The organism is Cognatilysobacter bugurensis, from assembly GCF_014652095.1.
Taxonomy (GTDB): Bacteria; Pseudomonadota; Gammaproteobacteria; order Xanthomonadales; family Xanthomonadaceae; genus Cognatilysobacter; species Cognatilysobacter bugurensis.
In genome coordinates, this window is the sequence record NZ_BMYD01000002.1 from 136,094 (window position 1) to 154,238 (window position 18,145).

The 18,145-nt window shown below is 69.0% G+C and carries 16 protein-coding genes; 6 read left to right on the plus strand and 10 right to left on the minus strand.

What is annotated here, in order from left to right; all coding sequences use genetic code 11:
• Positions 1–127: 127 nt before the first annotated feature.
• From IE075_RS07765 to IE075_RS15635, 3 genes are all read right to left on the minus strand, one after another.
• Positions 128–1,738 (minus strand): PA domain-containing protein, encoded by a 1,611-nt coding sequence (locus tag IE075_RS07765; protein WP_189455106.1) that lies wholly within the window; start codon positions 1,736–1,738, stop codon positions 128–130.
• Entirely contained in the window at positions 1,735–2,013 is a 279-nt protein-coding gene (locus IE075_RS07770; protein WP_189455108.1) for a hypothetical protein, read from the minus strand. Before IE075_RS07770 ends, IE075_RS07765 begins: the two co-directional genes overlap by 4 nt.
• Positions 2,014–2,523: 510 nt before the next feature.
• Positions 2,524–2,835, minus strand: coding sequence for a hypothetical protein (locus IE075_RS15635; RefSeq protein ID WP_229792401.1), 312 nt, complete (start codon positions 2,833–2,835; stop codon positions 2,524–2,526).
• A gap of 153 nt (positions 2,836–2,988) precedes the next feature.
• On the opposite strand from IE075_RS15635, the gene IE075_RS15640 reads away from it, so the two are divergent.
• Positions 2,989–3,171 (plus strand): oxidoreductase-like domain-containing protein, encoded by a 183-nt coding sequence (locus IE075_RS15640; RefSeq protein ID WP_229792402.1) that lies wholly within the window; start codon positions 2,989–2,991, stop codon positions 3,169–3,171.
• 63 nt (positions 3,172–3,234) lie between these two features.
• Here IE075_RS15640 and IE075_RS07780 read toward each other — a convergent pair whose 3' ends face one another.
• The gene (locus IE075_RS07780; RefSeq protein WP_189455112.1) at positions 3,235–3,498 is read right to left on the minus strand and encodes a glutaredoxin domain-containing protein; all 264 of its coding nucleotides are present in this window, start codon (positions 3,496–3,498) and stop codon (positions 3,235–3,237) included.
• 330 nt (positions 3,499–3,828) lie between these two features.
• On the opposite strand from IE075_RS07780, the gene IE075_RS07785 reads away from it, so the two are divergent.
• Entirely contained in the window at positions 3,829–4,395 is a 567-nt protein-coding gene (locus IE075_RS07785; protein WP_189455114.1) for an excalibur calcium-binding domain-containing protein, read from the plus strand.
• Between the two features lie 62 nt (positions 4,396–4,457).
• The gene (locus IE075_RS07790; protein ID WP_189455115.1) at positions 4,458–4,994 is read left to right on the plus strand and encodes a DUF2058 domain-containing protein; all 537 of its coding nucleotides are present in this window, start codon (positions 4,458–4,460) and stop codon (positions 4,992–4,994) included.
• A gap of 159 nt (positions 4,995–5,153) precedes the next feature.
• Here the strand turns inward: IE075_RS07790 and IE075_RS07795 are convergent, their stop codons facing one another.
• The gene (locus tag IE075_RS07795) at positions 5,154–5,855 is read right to left on the minus strand and encodes a hypothetical protein (RefSeq protein WP_189455117.1); all 702 of its coding nucleotides are present in this window, start codon (positions 5,853–5,855) and stop codon (positions 5,154–5,156) included.
• Between the two features lie 14 nt (positions 5,856–5,869).
• On the minus strand, positions 5,870–6,388 hold the full coding sequence (locus tag IE075_RS07800; RefSeq protein ID WP_189455119.1) for an RNA polymerase sigma factor: 519 nt from the start codon (positions 6,386–6,388) through the stop codon (positions 5,870–5,872).
• A gap of 300 nt (positions 6,389–6,688) precedes the next feature.
• On the opposite strand from IE075_RS07800, the gene IE075_RS07805 reads away from it, so the two are divergent.
• Genes IE075_RS07805 through IE075_RS07815 form a run of 3 tightly spaced genes read left to right on the plus strand, consistent with a single transcriptional unit; the run spans position 6,689 to position 12,362 of the window.
• Positions 6,689–7,534, plus strand: a complete 846-nt coding sequence (locus IE075_RS07805) for a porin PorA family protein (protein WP_189455121.1) — start codon at positions 6,689–6,691, stop codon at positions 7,532–7,534.
• Entirely contained in the window at positions 7,534–11,433 is a 3,900-nt protein-coding gene (locus IE075_RS07810; protein WP_189455124.1) for a response regulator, read from the plus strand. The genes IE075_RS07805 and IE075_RS07810 overlap by 1 nt, the downstream gene beginning before the upstream one ends.
• A 32-nt stretch (positions 11,434–11,465) precedes the next feature.
• Positions 11,466–12,362 (plus strand): GGDEF domain-containing protein, encoded by an 897-nt coding sequence (locus IE075_RS07815; protein ID WP_189455125.1) that lies wholly within the window; start codon positions 11,466–11,468, stop codon positions 12,360–12,362.
• A 120-nt stretch (positions 12,363–12,482) separates the two neighbouring features.
• Here IE075_RS07815 and IE075_RS07820 read toward each other — a convergent pair whose 3' ends face one another.
• From IE075_RS07820 to IE075_RS07835, 4 genes are read right to left on the minus strand one after another with little or no spacing between them, the layout of a single operon-like run.
• Complete coding sequence (locus IE075_RS07820; protein WP_189455127.1) at positions 12,483–13,622, minus strand: hybrid sensor histidine kinase/response regulator; 1,140 nt, start codon at positions 13,620–13,622, stop codon at positions 12,483–12,485.
• Positions 13,622–14,200, minus strand: a complete 579-nt coding sequence (locus IE075_RS07825; protein ID WP_189455129.1) for a chemotaxis protein CheB — start codon at positions 14,198–14,200, stop codon at positions 13,622–13,624. The genes IE075_RS07820 and IE075_RS07825 overlap by 1 nt, the downstream gene beginning before the upstream one ends.
• Positions 14,197–15,021: a CheR family methyltransferase gene (locus tag IE075_RS07830; protein ID WP_425489361.1), complete on the minus strand. Its 825-nt coding sequence runs from the start codon at positions 15,019–15,021 to the stop codon at positions 14,197–14,199. The genes IE075_RS07825 and IE075_RS07830 overlap by 4 nt, the downstream gene beginning before the upstream one ends.
• Positions 15,021–18,137, minus strand: a complete 3,117-nt coding sequence (locus IE075_RS07835) for a response regulator (RefSeq protein ID WP_425489362.1) — start codon at positions 18,135–18,137, stop codon at positions 15,021–15,023. The genes IE075_RS07830 and IE075_RS07835 overlap by 1 nt, the downstream gene beginning before the upstream one ends.
• Between the last annotated feature and the right edge of the window lie 8 nt (positions 18,138–18,145).

An 18,145-nucleotide genomic window follows, 5' to 3' on the forward strand; every position in this document is an offset into this window, starting at 1 on the left:
CGGGCCGAAATCTGCGTGCTGTCGCATTGCGCGACGTGCGCAGTGCAAGCCGCTAGTCGAGCGCTGCGGATATCCCAAAACAAAACCGGCGCCGAAGCGCCGGTTTTGCATGGCATGACGCGATGACTTACCGGCGCTTGGCGGCGCAGGACATCATCTTGCCGGCCTGGCTGCCCTGCAGCACGCCCTGGGCCACGAGACGCTCCTTGTTCGCGTCCATGCAGCTCTGGTACGCGCCCTTGTTGCGCGCGCCGATCTCGCAGATGTTGCTGAGTGCGGCCACCGTGGCACCCGGGATCAGGCCGCCTTCCTCGACGACCGGGATGCCGGTGTCGCAGTCGCCGATCTTCGCCGTGCCCGTGTTGAGCTTCCAGCCCTCGTCCTTGAACAGCGCCGGGGTCAGGTCGAGCATCACGTTCGCCTTCAGCGATGCGGTGATCGACGGCTCCATCAGCGCGTTCGGCGTCGTCGACACGTCGTAGTGCGAGAACGTCGAGCCCGGCTGGATCGTGCTCGGCGTGTACAGCCGCGCGAAGCCGTTCTTGTCCGCGCCCGCGTACTGGCCGGCCAGGGTCGCGAGTGCGAGGCTGACGCCCGGCAGCCCGGCCTTGATCGCATTGCCATCGTCGAGCGAAACGCTGACGGTCGGCACGGTGGCCTCGACGTCCGGCGTCTCGGCCATCGCCATGATGCCGGCGACGTTGTTCGCCACCACCACCGCGATCGCGCCGGCCTGTTCGGCGTACGCCGCCTTGACCTCGAAGCCGCACGAGCCGCGATCGACGAGCGCGATCTTGCCCGCGTACGCGCCCGCCGGAGACGGGGCGCAGCCCTGCGTGGGCAGGCTGCTGCCGTCGTTGACGAGCACGACGGAGCCGGCGAAGTTCGCGGCCGTCGGCGCGGCGCCGAACGCGGCCGTGCCGTATTCGAAGTCGCCGCCGGTGGCGCCGCTTGCGCGCACGACGGTCTTCTCGTCGAGGATCAGCGGCAGCTCGGCCTTGACCTGCGTGCCGCGGAACACGACGTTGTTGCCGGCCAGGGCCTGCAAGCGGCCCGCGTCAGTCATCTCATACCAGCCCTTGCCCGAGTTGTTGTCGAACGCGAGGCGCGAGTAGACATCCGGGTAGCCGGCAAGCGGCGCGCCCGTGCGCACGTTGCCGAAGCCCGAGAACCCCAGGCCGTGGGCGATTTCGTGCATGACCACGTTGAGGAAGTTCGTCAGGCCGGCCGGGGTCTGGCCGTCGAGGCCGTAGTACCAGCCCGAACCGGGCGAGCAGGGCGTGCCGTCGGGGTTCGTGCGGCCGTAGGACGCGTTGAAGCGGCTGACGACGTCGACGCCTGCGCCGTTCTGGATATCGAAGCCGACCAGCGAATCCGCGAGCGCGCCGTGGAACAGCGTCGGCGGCTTGCCCGGCTCGTTGAGGATGTAGATCGCACCGGCGCCGGCGGAGCCGAGCACGACGCGCGTGTCGCACTGCAGCGGCGCAAAGCTCGCCTGCACGCGGATCTCGGCATCGCTTTCGAGCACGGCGCCCCAGAGGTCGGCCGCGAACTGGTACGCGATGCGGCGCTGTTCGCCGATCGTGGTGCCCGGGTTGCCGCCGACCGGCGCGACCGGCGTCGGATCATTGAGGCCTTGCCCCGCCGGATCCGCGTTCACGGGCAGGACGGTGGCGGCCGATGCGGCGCCGGCGAACAGGGCGGTGGCGACGCACAGCGCCATCAGCGAGCTCTTCATTCAACGTCTCCCGTCGATTCGACATGGTCGTGCGTGGCGTCGTCGGACTGGTGGGCAAACACGACGGTTCCGTCCGCGCGCTTGACCTGGACCAGGTTGACCATGCGGTCTTCGGGCAGCTGAAGTTCGATGATGCCGGCGCTCGTCATCCGGCGCTCGGCGATCGCCTCGGCCTCGGTCTTGGGCAGTTCGACGCGGGGCGCCTTGGTGTTCGCGTTGCCGCGCACGAAGTCGGCGAGCTCCCGCTTGCCTTTACCGGCCGGGGGGGCGGCCATGACGGTGACACTTGCGGCGCACAAAACGGCGCCCGCAAGCAGGAGACTGCTCTTGCGGAGAACTTTCACGGAGATTCCTTCCAATAGGGACGAAGGCCACGGCGCGGGGCCCTTGCGGTGGGACGTGCGCCGGCAGTTCTGGAGCGGAGTGTGCGCGGCGGAAACCGAGGCATGGCGCACAGAAGTGAACCTAGGTCAGATCCGGCCGAGAAGCAAATCAGGGCTGCGCCGTGGATCGGCTGCAGCGCGTCATGCGCGCGCGGCGCGGTGACCGGGTCGCGAACGCTGAATAGGGCTCCCGTGTGTCCGGGCGCATGCATCGGACTTGATCCCGACGACGCCGGGATCCGGCTCAGCGGATCAGGTTTCGTCGCGCGCGTGGGCGCCGCTGCACATCGATCCGAAGCGCGATCACCACGGCGCAGTCAGCGACTTGCGGATCGACTGAGTCGGCTCGAGCACTGCGCGGACCGACGTTCGCGGTCGGTCTCTCCATCCGCTCAGTGCCGGTCAGGGCAACTTGAATTTCCGCATCGCGCGCAACGGCCAGACGGACGTGAACTGCGCGCCGCCGTTGAGGCGGTAGGCGGCCGAAAGACCGTTCGTGATCCCGTGCCGCTCGATCACGTCGCGGGCCTTGCGGAATACGGGGCGCGGGTCGGCCGTGAGCATGAAGAGGTTGATCTCCTTCGCGCTCACGTCGTAACCCTCGAGCTCGGCGCTCTTGCCGAGTGCGGCTTTCAGCTCGTCCTCGATCGTGGCGAGGAAAGCCTCGTCCGTGAGCGATGCGCGCCAGAACTTGATGACGAGTTGGTAATCCATGCATCGATTGTAGGACCGGCGTCCGTGACGGGCCGTCGGCGCGGCGCACGCGGGCACCAAGGCGCCGGCGGCTTGGGGCACCGTTGCGCCGTGCGCGTGCCTCAGCGAAAACCGAGCTTGAAACGCAACCGCATCGACCGGATCTTAAGGGGCGTGACCCTCTCGCCCGACCCTCGCCCGATTGCACCGGAAAAGCCGCTGCCGACCGATTGCTGCGGCAGCGGCTGCACCGTGTGCGTCAACGATGCCTACCAGGAAGAACTCGAGCATTACGAGGCGTTGCTCGCCGCATGGATGGCGCGGCATCCGGAGGCGGGTGCGCCCGAGTCGACGTGATGCGGCGTGGCAAGCGGAACGCGGCGGCCGACGCGCCGCGTTCGCAAGATCACACGCCGCGACTCAGTGACGCGACAGCCACTGCTGGAGATCGTCGGCTCCGCCGATGCGCTCATCGTCAATGAACACCTGCGGCGTGGTCGGCACGCCATGCTCGGCCTTGAACGCGTCGGTCTCCTCGCGCGAGGTCAACAGGCGGTCGTCGACGTCATAGCCTTCTTGCTCGAGCAGTTCGCGCGCGCGCAGCCCGAACGGGCAAACGTGGTCGGGCAGCACCATGCGGTAGAGCGTGGCCTGCTTGGTCTGGTCGCCAGTAGAGTTCTGCATGGGCTGCCTCACGTTTTCAGGGGCCTGCAGGGTGCGCGCCCGGGCGCGATGGAGGCATCAACGAACGCGGCATCGAAGCGCCGGCGTCGGAGGAACGCCGAGCTCTTGATCGCCCTGCTTCGACGGTGTGCGTAGCACGCACGTCTTCGAAGAACGCGGCCGCGTGAACTCAGCGGAACAGGGCCTGCCCATTCGCGACGACAAGAGGTATGCAGCGGCGCCGGGCATTCGATTGCATCGACGCATCCACTCCGGGCCGTGACTGCACGGTCGAGGTTTGCGAGGATGTCCGGCTCACATGGAGGTGATATGCGGCGACAGGGACGGATCGTGGAGTGGAACGACGCGCAAGACTGTGGCGTCGTGCAGTGGCATGGCGGCGATGAGCGCGCGTCCGCGCACATCGGTGCGTTCGAGCGCGGTGCGCGCCCGTGCATCGGCGATGTGGTCACCTACGACGTCGTGGCCGATGACGGCGGCCCGAAGGCGACCGGCATCCGGTATCCCACCGTGTCGCCGGCAATCCGGCGCGCCGCAGCGCCGCCGTCTCGCCTGCCGCTGCAGCGCGTGGCCCGCACGGTGCTGGCTGTCGTCGTGGTCGCGGTGGTCGCGACCGCCGGGTGGCGGCACTACGTCGCACGCCATGCGGCGTCGATGCCGGCGCTTGCGCTCGTGGCGTTCGGAACCGATGGGTCGATGGGCGCGGCGTCCGCGGGCTCGGTGGCATTCGAATGCGCGGGCAAGCAGCACTGCTCGCAGATGGGCTCGTGTGCCGAGGCCGAGTTTCATATCGCGCACTGTCCGGACACGAAGCTCGACGGCGACGGCGACGGCGACGGCGACGGCGACGGCGATGGCGATGGCGACGGACAGCCGTGCGAGGACCGCTGCCCGTAAATCCGTGTCGTCCCGGTGCACGCGCATCGACCGCCGTCCTCGATCGGCACTAGACTGCCGGCATGCGTAATCCACTCCAGGATCAGCTCCTCAAGGCCGGGCTGGTCAAGAAATCCCAGGTCGCGCAGGCCGCGCGCGAGCAGGCCAAGCAGCGGCAGGGCAAGGCGCCGGCCGGCCCGACCGATGAACAGCGCGAAGCCGAGCGCGTCCGTGCCGAGCGCGTGGAGCGCGACCGGGCGCTGGCGGCCGAGCGCAATGCACAGGCGCGCGCGCATGAGCAGCGCGCGCAGGCCCGGCACATCATCGAGACCCAGCGCGTGCGCGCCGCGGGCGAGATCGAATACCGCTTCGTCGACGGCGCGGCGATCCGCGCGATGCAGGTCGACGCTGCGCAGCGCACGCAACTCGCGAGCGGTGCGCTCGTGATCGCGCGGCACGGCGACGGCTATGCGCTGCTGCCGCGCGCGGCGGTCGACAAGGTGCGCGACCGCGATGCGTCGTTAATCGTGCTCGATCATGCGCAGGCCCCCGCGGCGCCGGTCTCCGACGATGACGCGCACTACGCGCAGTTCAAGGTGCCCGACGACCTGATCTGGTGACCGCTCGGCCGCGTGATTGCGGCCGATGCGGCGCAGTGACGGCGTGTGCGCTGTGCCAGCGACGTGTACACGGCGACGCCGTTCCCGCCGCTGCGCACAGGGCCATCGTCGTCGTCCAGACTCGACCGCGTGCTCGCTCGTACGTCCGGACGGTAGTGATCAGTTCGGCGACCGAGCCTCGTGGTCCCCATCCGCCGCGTCACCGCTCTCGAGCGTTCGTAGGCTCTCGAGCTCGACCGCCGCGGCCGTGAGCCCTGGGCCCGCCATGCGCGTCCTGAGGCGAGCGTGCAGCGCGGGTCGCGTACGCGCCCAGCGGTCGAAGGCCCAGGTGGCCGCGAGCCCCGCGACGCCGCCGCCGATCATCCACGGCAGCGCCGGCGCGACGCGGGCGATGAAGTCGACGCCGAGCCAGGCGAAGACGACGGCCGCGAACGGAATCCACATCAGCCACCAGGCGAGCCCGACGGCGGTGCTGCCGGCGACGTACAGCGTCTGCAGCCGAAGCAGCCGGGTCTGCAGCGCGACGACCGGCGCGTCGTACTCGAGCCTCGACAGCCGGCCGAGCGTGAGCCCGCCGAGCAGGATCGTCGCCACGCCGTAGGCATGCACGATCAGGCCGCAAGCGAACACGTGCGCCAGCTCGCGGTACGTCGTCCACACCGGCACGGCCATCAGCACGAGGCCCAGGCCCAGCAGCATCTGCGTGACCTGTCCCCATGCCAGCGGACGCAGCCGGTGCCGCAGCGCCTGCACCGAGCTCCTGCGCGCCTGCTGCAGCAGCTGGGCGTCGTGCCGGTCCACCCGGCGGTCCAGCACCTGCCACGCGGCGTGGAGGCGGTCGAGATCGATCGAAGGGTTCATGCTGAGGCTCCAGGTCAGGACAGCTGCGCCGCGAGGCGCTGTCGGATGCGGCTGAGGCGGGTGGTCACGTTGGTCGGCGTGAGCCCGAGGATGTCGGCGATCTCTCCGCTGCTGCGTGCCTCGAGGTGCAGCAGCAGCAACGCACGGTCGGCCCGGTCGAGCCGCGCCATCGCCTGCGACAGCAGCACCAGCGCCTGCGTGTCTTCGGGCCCCGCCGTCGTGTCGACGGCCCGCTCGAGGTCGGCGTCGCCCGTGTCCGGGAAGTGGCGCCCTTTCGTGGTTTCGGCCCGCGCGAACGCCATGCCGGTGTTGAGCGCCACCCGGTACATCCAGGTGGTGAACGGCCGGCTGCGGTCGTAGCGCGCAAACGCGCTCCACAACTGCGTCGCGATTTCCTGCGCGAGATCCGCGCGGTCCGCTTCGGTCCACGCGTAGCTCGCGGCAACCTTGAAGACGATCTTGCGATGCTCGTGCAGCAGCGCCGCAAACTCGGTTGCCGCGTTTGCGGGCGCGAAGGTCAAATCAGGGTGCATGCCGGTCGCCGGGCGGGTGTCGAAACCATGATTAGCGGCGCGGGCGGGTTTGTCACAGTGAGCCGGTCGAGGCCGACGTGTGACCACTGGGCGCGAGTGGCCACCCACGGCGACCGCGCTGCGCCGGCATGTGTGACGCCGCACCGCCCATCCACTCAAGACGCGCGGCGCGCGGTCGTTATCGGGGCCAGCGGGCGGCTTTCTGTTGCATCACAGGCCGTGAAGCGCGAGTGGGCCGCGTGCGTTTTTAACCCTCACACCCGCGGGGTAACCTGCATTCCGCGCAAACGGGGTATCGACGTGTCTCGAACCGACTGCAGGCCACTGGGCATTTTGCTGCTGCTCTGCGCCGCGCTCTGGCTCCTGCTGGGCGCGCCGCTGGCGTCGCGCCTGCCGGACGACTACCAGACGGCGCTGTACTTCGATTCGGTCGCCCGTGCGCGTGAAGCGCCGACCGACGACTGGAAGCGCATCGTGCTCATCGGCCGGCGCCTGGACACGACGCTGCTCAGCACGGCAAAGCGCAGCGTGATCCAGTCCGACGCGTACTGGGCGTTGCCCGGGGGCGAGTTGTACTTCGAGAATGCGGGCGTCTACGCGGTCGACCGCGTGACCCGGCAGAACATGCCCGGACTCGGTGATGTCGAGCGCACCGGCCAATTTTTATTCCCGCCGGGCATGGACCGCGGGCCCCACGTGCTGTGGGACTCACAGCTTGCTGGGCCTCGCGCGATGAAATTTGCCGGGGTCGACGAGGTCGACGACGTGCCGGTCCACCGGTTCACGTTTCAGGTCCAGGGGCTGGACGAGACCCTCGGGTACGGCCACCTGCCGGACGTTCCCGAGCGCTACCGCGCATTGACCGACAGTGACGGCGTGCTGCTCATCGAGCCCGCGAGCGGCGTGCTCGTCGATTACATCGAGCGCGGTCGCAGCTCGTTCACCAAGCCCGACGGGACGGTGATCGCACCGTTCTTCGTGTGGAACGCCCACTTCACCGAAGAAACGCGCCGGAGCCAGCTCAAGCGCGCCGAGCAGGTGAGCCGCCGTCTATGGCTGCTGCAGACGCTCGTGCCGCTGCTGCTTGCCGGGGCCGGGGTGGTGCTGTTGATCTTCGGGATGCGCGCTGCGCGGAGGAACGCCTGATGCTGCGACATATCGGCTTGACGCCGCGTGTGTTCATCGTGTTTGTCGTGTTTGCCGCGGCGCTGCTGGTCGGTCTGGGCGTGCTTGCCAACCGCAGCGGGCGCGAGTCGCTGAAAGCGGCCGCGATGTCGGAATTGCTTTCCACCGCGATCGTGCGTGAGGGGCGCATCCGCGAATGGGTCAGTGATCAGACCCAGGCCGTGGAAACCATGGCGGCGTCGCCGCTGCTTGCGCAGGCCGTGCGCGCGCTGGCGACTGCGCCTGCCGGCTCGGCCGCACACCGTGAGGCGTACGCGACGGTGGCGGGCGAACTCGAAGCCCGGCGCGCGGTGCACCCCGGCCAGCACCAGATGCTCGGCCTGATCGACGCGCGCACCGGCCGCATCCTGGTGTCCACGATGAAAGCGGCCGAAGGGGTCAGCCGCGCGCACTACCCGTTTGTCACCGAAGGGCGCAAGGCAACGTACGTGCAGTCTGCCTTCCTGTCGCCTCTGCTGCGTCGGCCCGCCATGGTGATAAGCACGCCGGTGAAGAGAGCGGACGGCCAACCGGTCGCCATCCTGGCCGTCTGGAACGCACTCGACGAGGTCAACTCGATCGTGCGCAGCCAGAGCGGTCTGCATCGCACGGACGATGCGTACCTGGTCAACAGCGCCGGGCAGTTCGTCTCCCAACCGCGGCTGCTCGAGCGCGACGTCGTCCTGCGCGGCACCGCGCGGACGACGTCGGTCCGGCAATGCCTGCAGGGCCGGCGAGGCATTACGGTCGCGCCCGATTACCGTCGGCGCTCCGCGGTCATCGTGTACCGCTGGATGGCCGATCAGCAGCTGTGCCTGATTACAAAACAGGATCTCGACGAGATCCTCGAGCCGGCGCGCGAGTTCGGCCGCGAACTCGCAGTCTTCGGCGCCCTGGTCCTGCTGCTCGCTTCGGGCCTCGCGCTGATGCTGGCGCGCACGATCGTGCGGCCGGTCAGGGTGATGCTCGAGGGCGTGAAGCGCTTCTCCGCCGGCGAGCGCGACCTGCGCCTGCCCGTCGAAGGTCGCGATGCGCTGGCGCAGCTCGCGTCGGAATTCAACGGCATGGCCACGACGATCGGCGAGCGCGAGCGCGAGCTGCGGCTCAACGCCGAACGCTTGGAAGAGGTCGTCGCGATGCGCACGGCCGCGCTCGCCGAAAGCGAGGCGCGCATCCGCCTGCTGCTCGACTCGACGGCCGAGGCGATCTACGGGGTGGACGGCGACGGGCATTGCACGTTCGTCAACCGGGCGTGCATCAGCCTGCTGGGCTATCCGGATGCCAGCGCACTGCTCGGCCGCGACATGGCATCGCTGCTGCAGCCCGTGGACGGGTTGGACGGGGGCGGGGAGCGGCCGCCGGCGCTCCATGTCCATCGGGTCGACCGTCCCATGCACCTCAGCGAGGTCCGCCTGCGTCGCGCCGACGACAGCGCGCTGGTTGCGCAGCTATCCGCGCACCCGATGGGACACGGCGATGCTCGGATCGGCACGGTGGTCACCTTCCTCGATATCTCCGAGCGCAAGCGCGCCCAGCGCGAGCTCGATCGCTTCTTCTCGCTGTCGCTCGACATGCTCGTCATTATCTCGATGGACGGCTATTTCAAGCGGCCGAACCCGGTCTGGGAGCAGGTGCTGGGTTACACGCTCGACGAGCTCAAGAGCGCGCCGTTCATCGACTTCGTGCACCCCGACGACATGCAGGCGACGCTCGTCGAAGCCGCGCGCCTGGCGGCCGGTGAGGCCACGGTCTCGTTCGAGAACCGCTACCGCGCGAAGGACGGCAGTTATCGCTGGTTGCTCTGGCATGCCACACCGTCGCTCGAGGATGGCCTGATCTACGCCGCGGCATCGGACATCACGCGCATCAAGGACACCGAGGCCGAGCTGCAGCGCGCGAAGGAGGCCGCCGAGGCCGGCAGCCGCGCGAAGAGCGAGTTCCTGGCCAACATGAGCCACGAGATCCGCACGCCGCTCAACGGCGTGCTCGGCACGGTCGGCCTGCTGATGAGCACGACGCTCGATCGCCACCAGCGCGAGCTCGCGCGGCTTGCGAGCGCCAGCGGCGAGACGCTGCTGACGATCATCAACGACATCCTCGACTTCGCGAAGATCGAAGCGGGCAAGCTCTCGCTCGAGCAACTGCCGTTCGACCTGCTGCAGACCGTCGAAGAAGTCAGCGGCATGACCGGACTGCAGGCCGCCGACAAGGGGCTGGACCTCATCGTCCGCTACCCGGTCGAGGTGCCTCGTCAGTTCGTCGGGGACCCGGGGCGCCTGCGCCAGGTGCTCGTGAACCTCGTCAACAACGCGATCAAGTTCACCGAGCGCGGCCACGTGCTCGTCGACGTGTCGGTGGAGGCGTGCACCGATTCGGTCGCGCAGCTGCTGATCCAGATCGAGGACACGGGCATCGGCATCTCGCCCGAGGAGCAGCAGCGCCTGTTCCAGAAGTTCAACCAGGCCGACGTCTCCACCACCCGTCGCTACGGCGGCACCGGCTTGGGGTTGGCAATCAGCCATGAGCTGGTCCGGCTCATGGAGGGCGAGATCGGCGTGCGCAGCGCCCGCGGGCAGGGCTCGACGTTCTGGATCCGCGTGTCGCTGCCGGTGCAGCAGGGCGCGGCCACGGAGCAGGTGCCGGTGGACCTGCGCGGCACGCGCGTGCTGATCGTCGACGACAACGCGGTGAACCGCCGCGTGCTGCACGAGCAGATCTTGCAGTGGGGCATGCGCAACGGCAGCTGCGCATCGGCCCACGAGGCGCTGGTCGCGTTGCGAAAGGCGGTCGACGATGGCGATCCGTATCCGATCGCGATCCTCGACTACCAGATGCCCGACATCGACGGCGAGATGCTTGCGCGGGCGATCAAGGCCGACCCGGTGCTGCGCGATGTCGCGCTGATCATGCTGACCTCGCTGGGCACGAGCGATCACGCAAGCACGCTGCAGGAACTCGGTTTTGCCGCCTACCTCTCCAAGCCGGTGCGCCAATCCGACCTGCTCAATGCACTCAGCCGCGCGCGTGGGGCGTCGTCCGGAGGCGGTCGAGTGGAACCTACGCGGCGTGCGCCCACCGAGCGTGGCCCGCGCGATTTCGATGGTCGCCACGTGCTGCTGGTCGAAGACAACGTCACCAATCGCTACATCGCCTCGTTGATGCTCAAGGACCTGGGCTGCCACGTTGATGTCGCCAGTGACGGCCGCGAAGCACTCGTGCGACTGGACCAGTCCGATTACGACTTGGTCTTCATGGACTGCGAGATGCCGGTGATGGACGGCTTCGAGGCCACCGCGTGCATTCGCGCGCGCGTCGACACCGTCGCCCGGATTCCGGTGGTTGCCGTCACTGCCCAGGCCATGCAGGGCGATCGCGAGCGCTGCCTTGCGGCCGGCATGGACGACTACATCACCAAGCCCGTGCAGGTGCGTGACTTCCGGCGTGCGCTGGAGCGTTGGCTGCCCGCCGAGCCCGTGAGGCGCCGACCGCCGGCTGAAGAGGTGGAAGGTTCCTCGCTCGTTCCCGCGGCCGAAGAGGCGCCGCCGGCACTCGATCCGAACGTGGTCGCGCAGCTGCGCGAACTCGCAGAGGCAAGCGATCCGATGCTGCTGTCACAGATCTTCGAGGCCTTCCAGATCGACACTGCGCACCGGATCCAAACGCTGCGCGAAGCAAGCGCAGCGGCCGATGCGGGCCTGCTGCGCCGCACCGCGCACGCGCTCAAGGGCGCCTGCGCGAACATCGGCGCCGCGCGCATGGCCGAGCTCGCGCAGACCCTGGAGTCCTTGGGACGCCTCGGCACCGTGACCGGCTGCGACCCGCTGATCGACGAACTGCATGCCGCTTATGAGCAGGTGCGTGCGGTGATCGATCGCGAGTAATCGACTGTGTTTTCCAGAGAAGTAGGTAATCGATGAAAATCCTGGTGGCCGAAGACGACGCGACCTCGCGGCTGGTCCTCGGCGCGACCTTGCGTTCGCTCGGCCATGACGTCACCGCCGTTGAGGACGGCGCGGCTGCACTCGAGGCCTGGCGCCGCGATGAGTACGGTCTGGTGATCTCCGACTGGCTCATGCCGCTGCTCGACGGCCCTGGCCTGTGCCGCCACATCCGCGCCGAGCACCGCCCTCACTACACCTACGTCGTGCTGCTCACCTCGCTGGAAGGCAAGGGCAATTACCTGTCGGGCATCGAGGCCGGGGCCGACGACTTCGTCACCAAGCCGCTCGATCGCGACGTGCTCGCGGCCCGGTTGTCGGTCGCCGAGCGCATCATCGGCCTGCACGAGGCGCTGCGCGTCGAGGCCACGCGAGACCGTCTGACCGGGCTCCTGAACCGCGGCGCGATTCTCGATGCGCTGCAGCGCGAGCTGCTGCGCGCGGCGCGCGAGGGCGGCCCAACCGCGACGATGCTGCTCGACGTCGATCACTTCAAACACGTCAACGACACGTACGGCCACCTGGTCGGCGACATCGTGCTTCGCGAGATCGCGCAGCGCCTGCAGCTCACGCTGCGGCCGTACGACCGCGTCGGGCGGTTCGGCGGCGAGGAGTTCATCGTGCTCATCACCGACGGTGACGCCGATCAATCGGCCCTCATCGCCGAGCGCATCCGCACGGCCGTGGCGGCCGAGCCGGTCGACGTGCCGGGCGGTGAGTCGGTGTCGGTGACGGTCAGCATCGGCATCGCGATCGGGCAGAGCGCAGCGGACGCTGCCGACGGCCTGCTCGCCGCGGCCGACATCGCGCTGTACCGCGCCAAGGCGAACGGCCGTGACCGCGTGGAAGTGGAGCCGATGCCGGCGTCGTGAACGGGGGTTGATCTCGCGGTTGACGTGCCGCCGCGATCGCAGAGCGTCGGCGTGCTGCGTGCCGCCCGTAGTGCCCCGCAATTGAAGCCCGCGGCGCTTGCGCGCCCGCGCGGGCAGGCGTTATCCGGTCGGCAGCTCGCCCTGCACGTGTCGCGGAATGTCGAGCGACAGGCGCACGCGCCCGTCTTCGCTGCGGGCCGACGTCGTGCCGCGGTGCGCGCGCACGAACTGATCGACGATGTACAGCCCGAGCCCAAGGCCGCTACTTGCATGCAGCACGCCTTTGAATGGCTCGAACAGGCGCGAGAGCAGGTCATCGTCGATGCGCCCGCGGTTGATGACCTCGACCGACAGACGGTCCGCCGCGCAGCCGTCGAGCAGCACCTGCACCTCGTCGCCACCGGCATGCTGGGCCGCATTGCCAACGAGGTTGCTGAGCACCTGTCCGAGCCGATCGGGATCGAATGTACCGCCTAGATCGCCATTTTCGGCCACGTGGATCGCCTGCTCCGGATGTGCCTGGCGCACCTCGTCGATGACCTGCCGCGCGACTGCGCCGAGGTCGGCCGGTCGCGGCTCGATGCGCATGACGCCCGACCGGATCCGCGTGAAGTCCAGCAGCTGATCGATCATGCGGCTCATGCGCCGCGTGCTGCGCTGGATGCGCTGGCCGATCACGTGTGACCGCGACTCGCCGGGCAGGCGCACCAGCGCGTCTCCGCACAGCGACACCGCGGACAACGGGGTGCGCAGGTCGTGCGTGATCACCGCGAGCATCGTCTCGTTGAGCGACAGCACCTGCTCCAACCGCTCCGCGCGCAGGGCCAGCAACTGGCGCTGGCGGTGCAGCTGCACGAAGACCTGCACCTTGCCCTGGATGATCTGCGCCTCGATCGGCTTGTGCAGGAAGTCGACCGCGCCCGCGTCGTACCCGCGGAACGCATGCACTGCATTCCTCGGCGACGCGGTGAGGAAGATGATCGGGATGCCCGCTGTGCGCGGCGAGGCGCGCATGAGTTCGGCCAGTGCGAAGCCGCTCATCTCCGGCATGTGCACGTCGAGGATCGCCACCGCCACCTCGTGCCGCAGCAGCAACTCGAGTGCCTCGGCGCCGGATGCGGCAGTGAGGATGTTGACCTGCTCGTCGCGCAGCACGGCCTCGAGGGCGAGCAGGTTCTGCGGGACGTCGTCGACGATCAGCACGTTCGCAGGCGCGACGATTTCGGGCGCCACGCCCGCGCGATCTCTCCGATGCTCCATCATGTCAGCGCTGCCAGTTGCCGGGCCATTTGCCCGAGGGTCAAAACCGCATCGGCCCCTGCGTGGGCCAGTGCCGAGGCCGGCATCAGCGCAACGTCAGCGTCTTCCGGGTCCTGAACCCATGCGACGCCGCCGACGCGGCGCACCGCCGCAACCCCGTGGCTTCCGTCGCTGCTCGCGCCCGTCAGCAGCAGCGCCAGAACGCCGCCGCCGAACACGTGCGCCGCCGATTCGAACAGCACATCGATCGACGGGCGCGAAAACAGGACCGGTTCGTCCACCGACAGCGCCACGCTGTCGCGGTCCTCGACCAGCAGATGGTAGTCCGGTGGCGCCACGTACACATGGCCCGGTGCCAGCCGCTGCTTGTCCGCAGCTTCGCACACCGGCACGGCGCCGCCGCGGCCCAGCACCTGCGCCAACTGGCTGGGTCGGTCGCGCGGCAGGTGCAGCACGATGAGCACGGGCGCCGGAAACGTCGCGGGCAGCGCGCTGATCAACTGCCGCAGCGCGGTCACGCCGCCTGCCGACGCGCCGATGACGACGAGCTGCGGCTGGACCGGGCGCGACGCCGTCATGGCCGCTTCCGGTAGATGCGCTGCGCGGGGTCGCAGGTCTCGAACGCGGACGCGTGCGCGCCGAACTGCAGGGACTCGCGGCCGCCCAGGCCCAGAAAGCCGCGGTGCACGAGCGAATCCTTGAACAGCCCCACGGCGCGGTCCTGCAGCTCGCGGCTGAAGTAGATCAGCACGTTGCGGCAGGACACGAACTGCACCTCGGAGAACACCGCATCGGTCGCGAGACTGTGGTCGGCGAACACCATGTGCCGCCGCAGGCTGCGGTCGAATGTCGCGCCGGAGTACGCACTCGTGTAGTAGTCCGACAGCGACGCGCGCCCGCCGGCCGCGAGGTAGTTCGCGCTGAAGCCCGCCACGCGGGTGACGTCGTACGTGCCGGCCTCGGCCTTGCGCAGCGCCTCGGGGTTGATGTCGGTGGCGTAGATCAGCGAGCGCTCGAGCAGGCCCGCCTCGCGCAGCAAGATCGCGAGCGACCACACTTCCTCGCCGGCGCTGCAGCCGGCCACCCAGAGCTTGATCGACGGAAACGTCGCGAGGAACGGAAAGACCGTCTCCTGCAGGCTCGTGAAATAGCCCGGGTCGCGGAACATTTCCGACACCTGCACCGTCAGGTAGCGCATCGCCTGCGCGAACGTGTCCGGTTCGTGCAGAAGCCGATGCTGCAGGTCGCTCACGCGCTCGCAATCGAAATGCGCCATCGCCTGCTGCACGCGCCGGCGCACCGACGACATCGCGTAGCCCCGGAAATCCTGCTGGTAGCGCCGGTAGATCGCCTCGAGCAGCAGCTTGAGCTCGAGATCGAAGAGGGCCTCGTCCCGCATCACCGGCGCGACGACCAGACGCGGCAGAGCGAGACGAGCTTGTCCACGTCGACGGGCTTGGCGATGTAATCGCTGGCACCGGCTTCCAGGCAGCGCGCGCGGTCATCGCTCATCGCCTTCGCGGTCAGCGCGATGATCGGCAGGTCCTTGAAGCGGCCGTCCGCGCGGATGCGGCGCATCGCTTCCAGCCCGTCCATCTCCGGCATCATGATGTCCATCAGCACCAGGTCCGGCGCCTTGGCCTGCACCGCATCGAGCGCCTCGCGGCCGTTGCGTGCGATTTCGAGCCGGACGCCGAGCGGCTCGAGGATGCTCGAGAGCGCGAAGATGTTGCGCACGTCGTCCTCGGCCAACAGCACGGTGCGGCCGTCGAGCACCTCGTCGCGGCGGCGGGCTTCTTCGAGCATGCGCTGCTGGTTCGACGGCAGCGACGCCTCCACGCTGTGCAGGAACAGCGTGACTTCGTCGAGCAGGCGCTCGGGCGATCGCGCACCTTTGATGATGATGCTCTGCGAGTGGCGCCGCAGCCGCTGTTCTTCTTCGCGGGTCAACGAGCGTCCGGTGTAGACGATCACCGGTGGCGACGACGCGCCCTTGCCGGACGAGATCATCGCGAGCAGGTCGTCGCCGGTGCCGTCGTCGAGGGAGAGGTCGGTCACCACGCAGTCGAACGGCGTGTCGCGCAGCGCCTGGCGCGCGGCTTCGATCGTGCCGGCGGTGACGATCTCCAGCCCGTCCCGGCGCAGCAGCGCTTCGAGGTTCGCGCGCAGCGCGTCGTCGTCCTCGACGATCAGCAGCCGTTGCAGCGTCTGCTGCGAGCGCGCTTCGAGCTCGCGGATCGCGGAGGCGAGCAGGTCGCGCGTGACGGGCTTGGTGACGTAACCGACCGCGCCGAGTTCGAGCGCGAGCTGGTTGCGGTCCAGCGCCGAGACCATGTGCACCGGAATGTGGCGCGTGGCGGGGCTGCGCTTGAGCCGTTCGAGCACCGTGAGGCCCGATGCGTCCGGCAGACCGATGTCGAGCAGGATGCCGCACGGCGAATGCTCGGCGATCAGCGCCATCGCCTCGTCGGCGTTCGTGGCGACAATGCAGTCGAACTCCATCTCGCGCGCAATCACCACGAGCGCTTCGGCGAACGCCGGCTCGTCCTCGACGGCGAGGATCAGCCGGCCTGGACGCTGCAGGCTGTGGCGGTCGTCGGCGATGGCCGGCGCGGGAGGCGCAACGGCGCGCACCGGACGCGGCAGGGGCGGGGTCATCGGCGTGCGGGGCGGCTCGGCGGGCGCGACGGCGGCCGGCAATGCGACAGGTGCGTGGTGCACGTCGTGCACGAACGGGGTCATGTCCTGCGGCAGTTCGAGCGTGAAGCAGCTGCCTTCGCCGGGCGTGCTCTGCACCGTGATACGGCCGCCCATGCGCTGCGCAAGGTCGCGCGCGATGGCCAGGCCGAGGCCGGTGCCGCCGTAACGGCGGCTCGTGCTGCCGTCGGCCTGTCGGAACGCCTCGAAAATGAGCCCCAGCTGCCCCGGCGCAATACCGATGCCGGTGTCGCTCACGACGAACGCGACGCGGCGGTCGGGGCGCGACTGCACGCTGAGGCTGACGCGGCCGGCGTCGGTGAACTTGATCGCGTTCGCGAGCAGGTTCGTGAGGATCTGCTGCAACCGCTGCCCGTCGCCGACGAGCTGGTCCGGCCCGTCTTCGATGCGGATGTCGAGCTCGAGGTTCTTCTGCCGCGCGAGCGGCGCGAACGTCTGGTCCAGCCGCTCGACAAGCGCGGGGACCTCGAGCGGCTCGGCCGCAAGTTCCACTTGCCCCGATTCGATCCGCGCAAGGTCGAGGATGTCGTTGATCAGCGTCAGCAGGTCGTTGTTCGACGCGTAGATCGCATTCGCGAACCGCACCTGCTCGTCGGTCAGCGTGCCGGTCTTGTTGTCGGCGAGCAGCTTGGCGAGGATCAGCGCGCTGTTGAGTGGCGTACGCAGCTCGTGCGACATGTTCGCCAGGAACTCGGACTTGTACTGGCTCGCCGTCACCAGCTCGTTCGTGTTGCGGATGAGCTCGGCCTGCGTCTCGAGCAGCGCCTGGCGCTGGCTTTCGAGCTCGTGCGTGCGCTCCTCGAGCTGCACATTGCTCTGTTCGAGCTCGGCCTGCTGCACTTCGAGCGTGGCCTGCGATTGCTGCAGCGCGCGACTCTGCTCCTCGAGCTCCTCGTTCGCGACGCGCAGCTCTTCCTGCTGGGCCTGGAGTTCTTCGCTCTGCTGCTGGGTTTCTTCGAGCAACTCGTTGAGCTGCTGGCGCAGGATCGCGGTGCGCAGTGCGATGCCCACAGTCTCCGCGCTCGATTGCAGCAGTGCGTCGGTCTGCGCGTCCGCCACCGGCGGCGCCCCGATCCGGCCGAGTTCGAGGGCCCCGACGAGTTCGCCGTCGGCAGTCAGCGGCATCAGCAGCAGCTCAGCCGGCGCGCTTTCGCCGAGCGTGGACTGCAGGCGCAGGTGCGAGCCGTCGAGCGATGCGATCCGGTGCGGCGTCTTCAGGCGCGCGGCCTCGCCGAGCAGGCCCTGTCCCAGCGGCACGGTCACGGGCTGGCTGTCGGGGATCGCGATGCCCGCGATGAGGCCGAGCGTGTCGCCCTGCAGGCGGTACACGGCGCCCACCGGTGCGCCGAGCCGCTCGCCGAGCGTGCGCAGGGCCTGCATTGCGACGTGCTCGGCCGAAGGATCCCCCTGCAGCGCGGTGCGCAGCGCGTTCTGGCTCTCCTGCAGCCACAGCATCGCGCTGGCGGTCTCGCGGGTCTGCACGGCGCTGGCCACCACGACGGCCATCGTCCAGAACGAGACCAGGCCGATGCCGCGGTTTACGAGCACGAACTGCGTGCCCGCGCCGTCCGGTGAGAGCAACATGCCCACGCCGAGCAGCACGGTCGCCACCGCCGCCACGATGTACGGCACGCCGCGCTGACGCTGGAACAGCGTCGCGCCGACGGCAATGAAATACAGGCACCACTCGGCGTAGCCGAGCGGCGTCAGGGCATCGATGGTGACGGTAGCAAGAAGCAGGGTCGCCACCGAAGCCAGCACGGTGGCCGTCCGGGCCTTGGTCGAGCGCATGGGCATCCCCCAGG

Bases quoted from the DNA above. Each gene is read 5' to 3' on its own strand.
- IE075_RS07765 (WP_189455106.1), bottom strand. From the start codon at position 1,738: ATGAAGAGCTCGCTGATGGCGCTGTGCGTCGCCACCGCCCTGTTCGCC.
- IE075_RS07770 (WP_189455108.1), bottom strand. From the start codon at position 2,013: ATGGCCGCCCCCCCGGCCGGTAAAGGCAAGCGGGAGCTCGCCGACTTC.
- IE075_RS15635 (WP_229792401.1), bottom strand. From the start codon at position 2,835: ATGGATTACCAACTCGTCATCAAGTTCTGGCGCGCATCGCTCACGGAC.
- IE075_RS07780 (WP_189455112.1), bottom strand. From the start codon at position 3,498: ATGCAGAACTCTACTGGCGACCAGACCAAGCAGGCCACGCTCTACCGC.
- IE075_RS07790 (WP_189455115.1), top strand. From the start codon at position 4,458: ATGCGTAATCCACTCCAGGATCAGCTCCTCAAGGCCGGGCTGGTCAAG.
- IE075_RS07795 (WP_189455117.1), bottom strand. From the start codon at position 5,855: ATGAACCCTTCGATCGATCTCGACCGCCTCCACGCCGCGTGGCAGGTG.
- IE075_RS07800 (WP_189455119.1), bottom strand. From the start codon at position 6,388: ATGCACCCTGATTTGACCTTCGCGCCCGCAAACGCGGCAACCGAGTTT.
- IE075_RS07810 (WP_189455124.1), top strand. From the start codon at position 7,534: ATGCTGCGACATATCGGCTTGACGCCGCGTGTGTTCATCGTGTTTGTC.
- IE075_RS07815 (WP_189455125.1), top strand. From the start codon at position 11,466: ATGAAAATCCTGGTGGCCGAAGACGACGCGACCTCGCGGCTGGTCCTC.
- IE075_RS07820 (WP_189455127.1), bottom strand. From the start codon at position 13,622: ATGGAGCATCGGAGAGATCGCGCGGGCGTGGCGCCCGAAATCGTCGCG.
- IE075_RS07825 (WP_189455129.1), bottom strand. From the start codon at position 14,200: ATGACGGCGTCGCGCCCGGTCCAGCCGCAGCTCGTCGTCATCGGCGCG.
- IE075_RS07830 (WP_425489361.1), bottom strand. From the start codon at position 15,021: ATGCGGGACGAGGCCCTCTTCGATCTCGAGCTCAAGCTGCTGCTCGAG.
- IE075_RS07835 (WP_425489362.1), bottom strand. From the start codon at position 18,137: ATGCCCATGCGCTCGACCAAGGCCCGGACGGCCACCGTGCTGGCTTCG.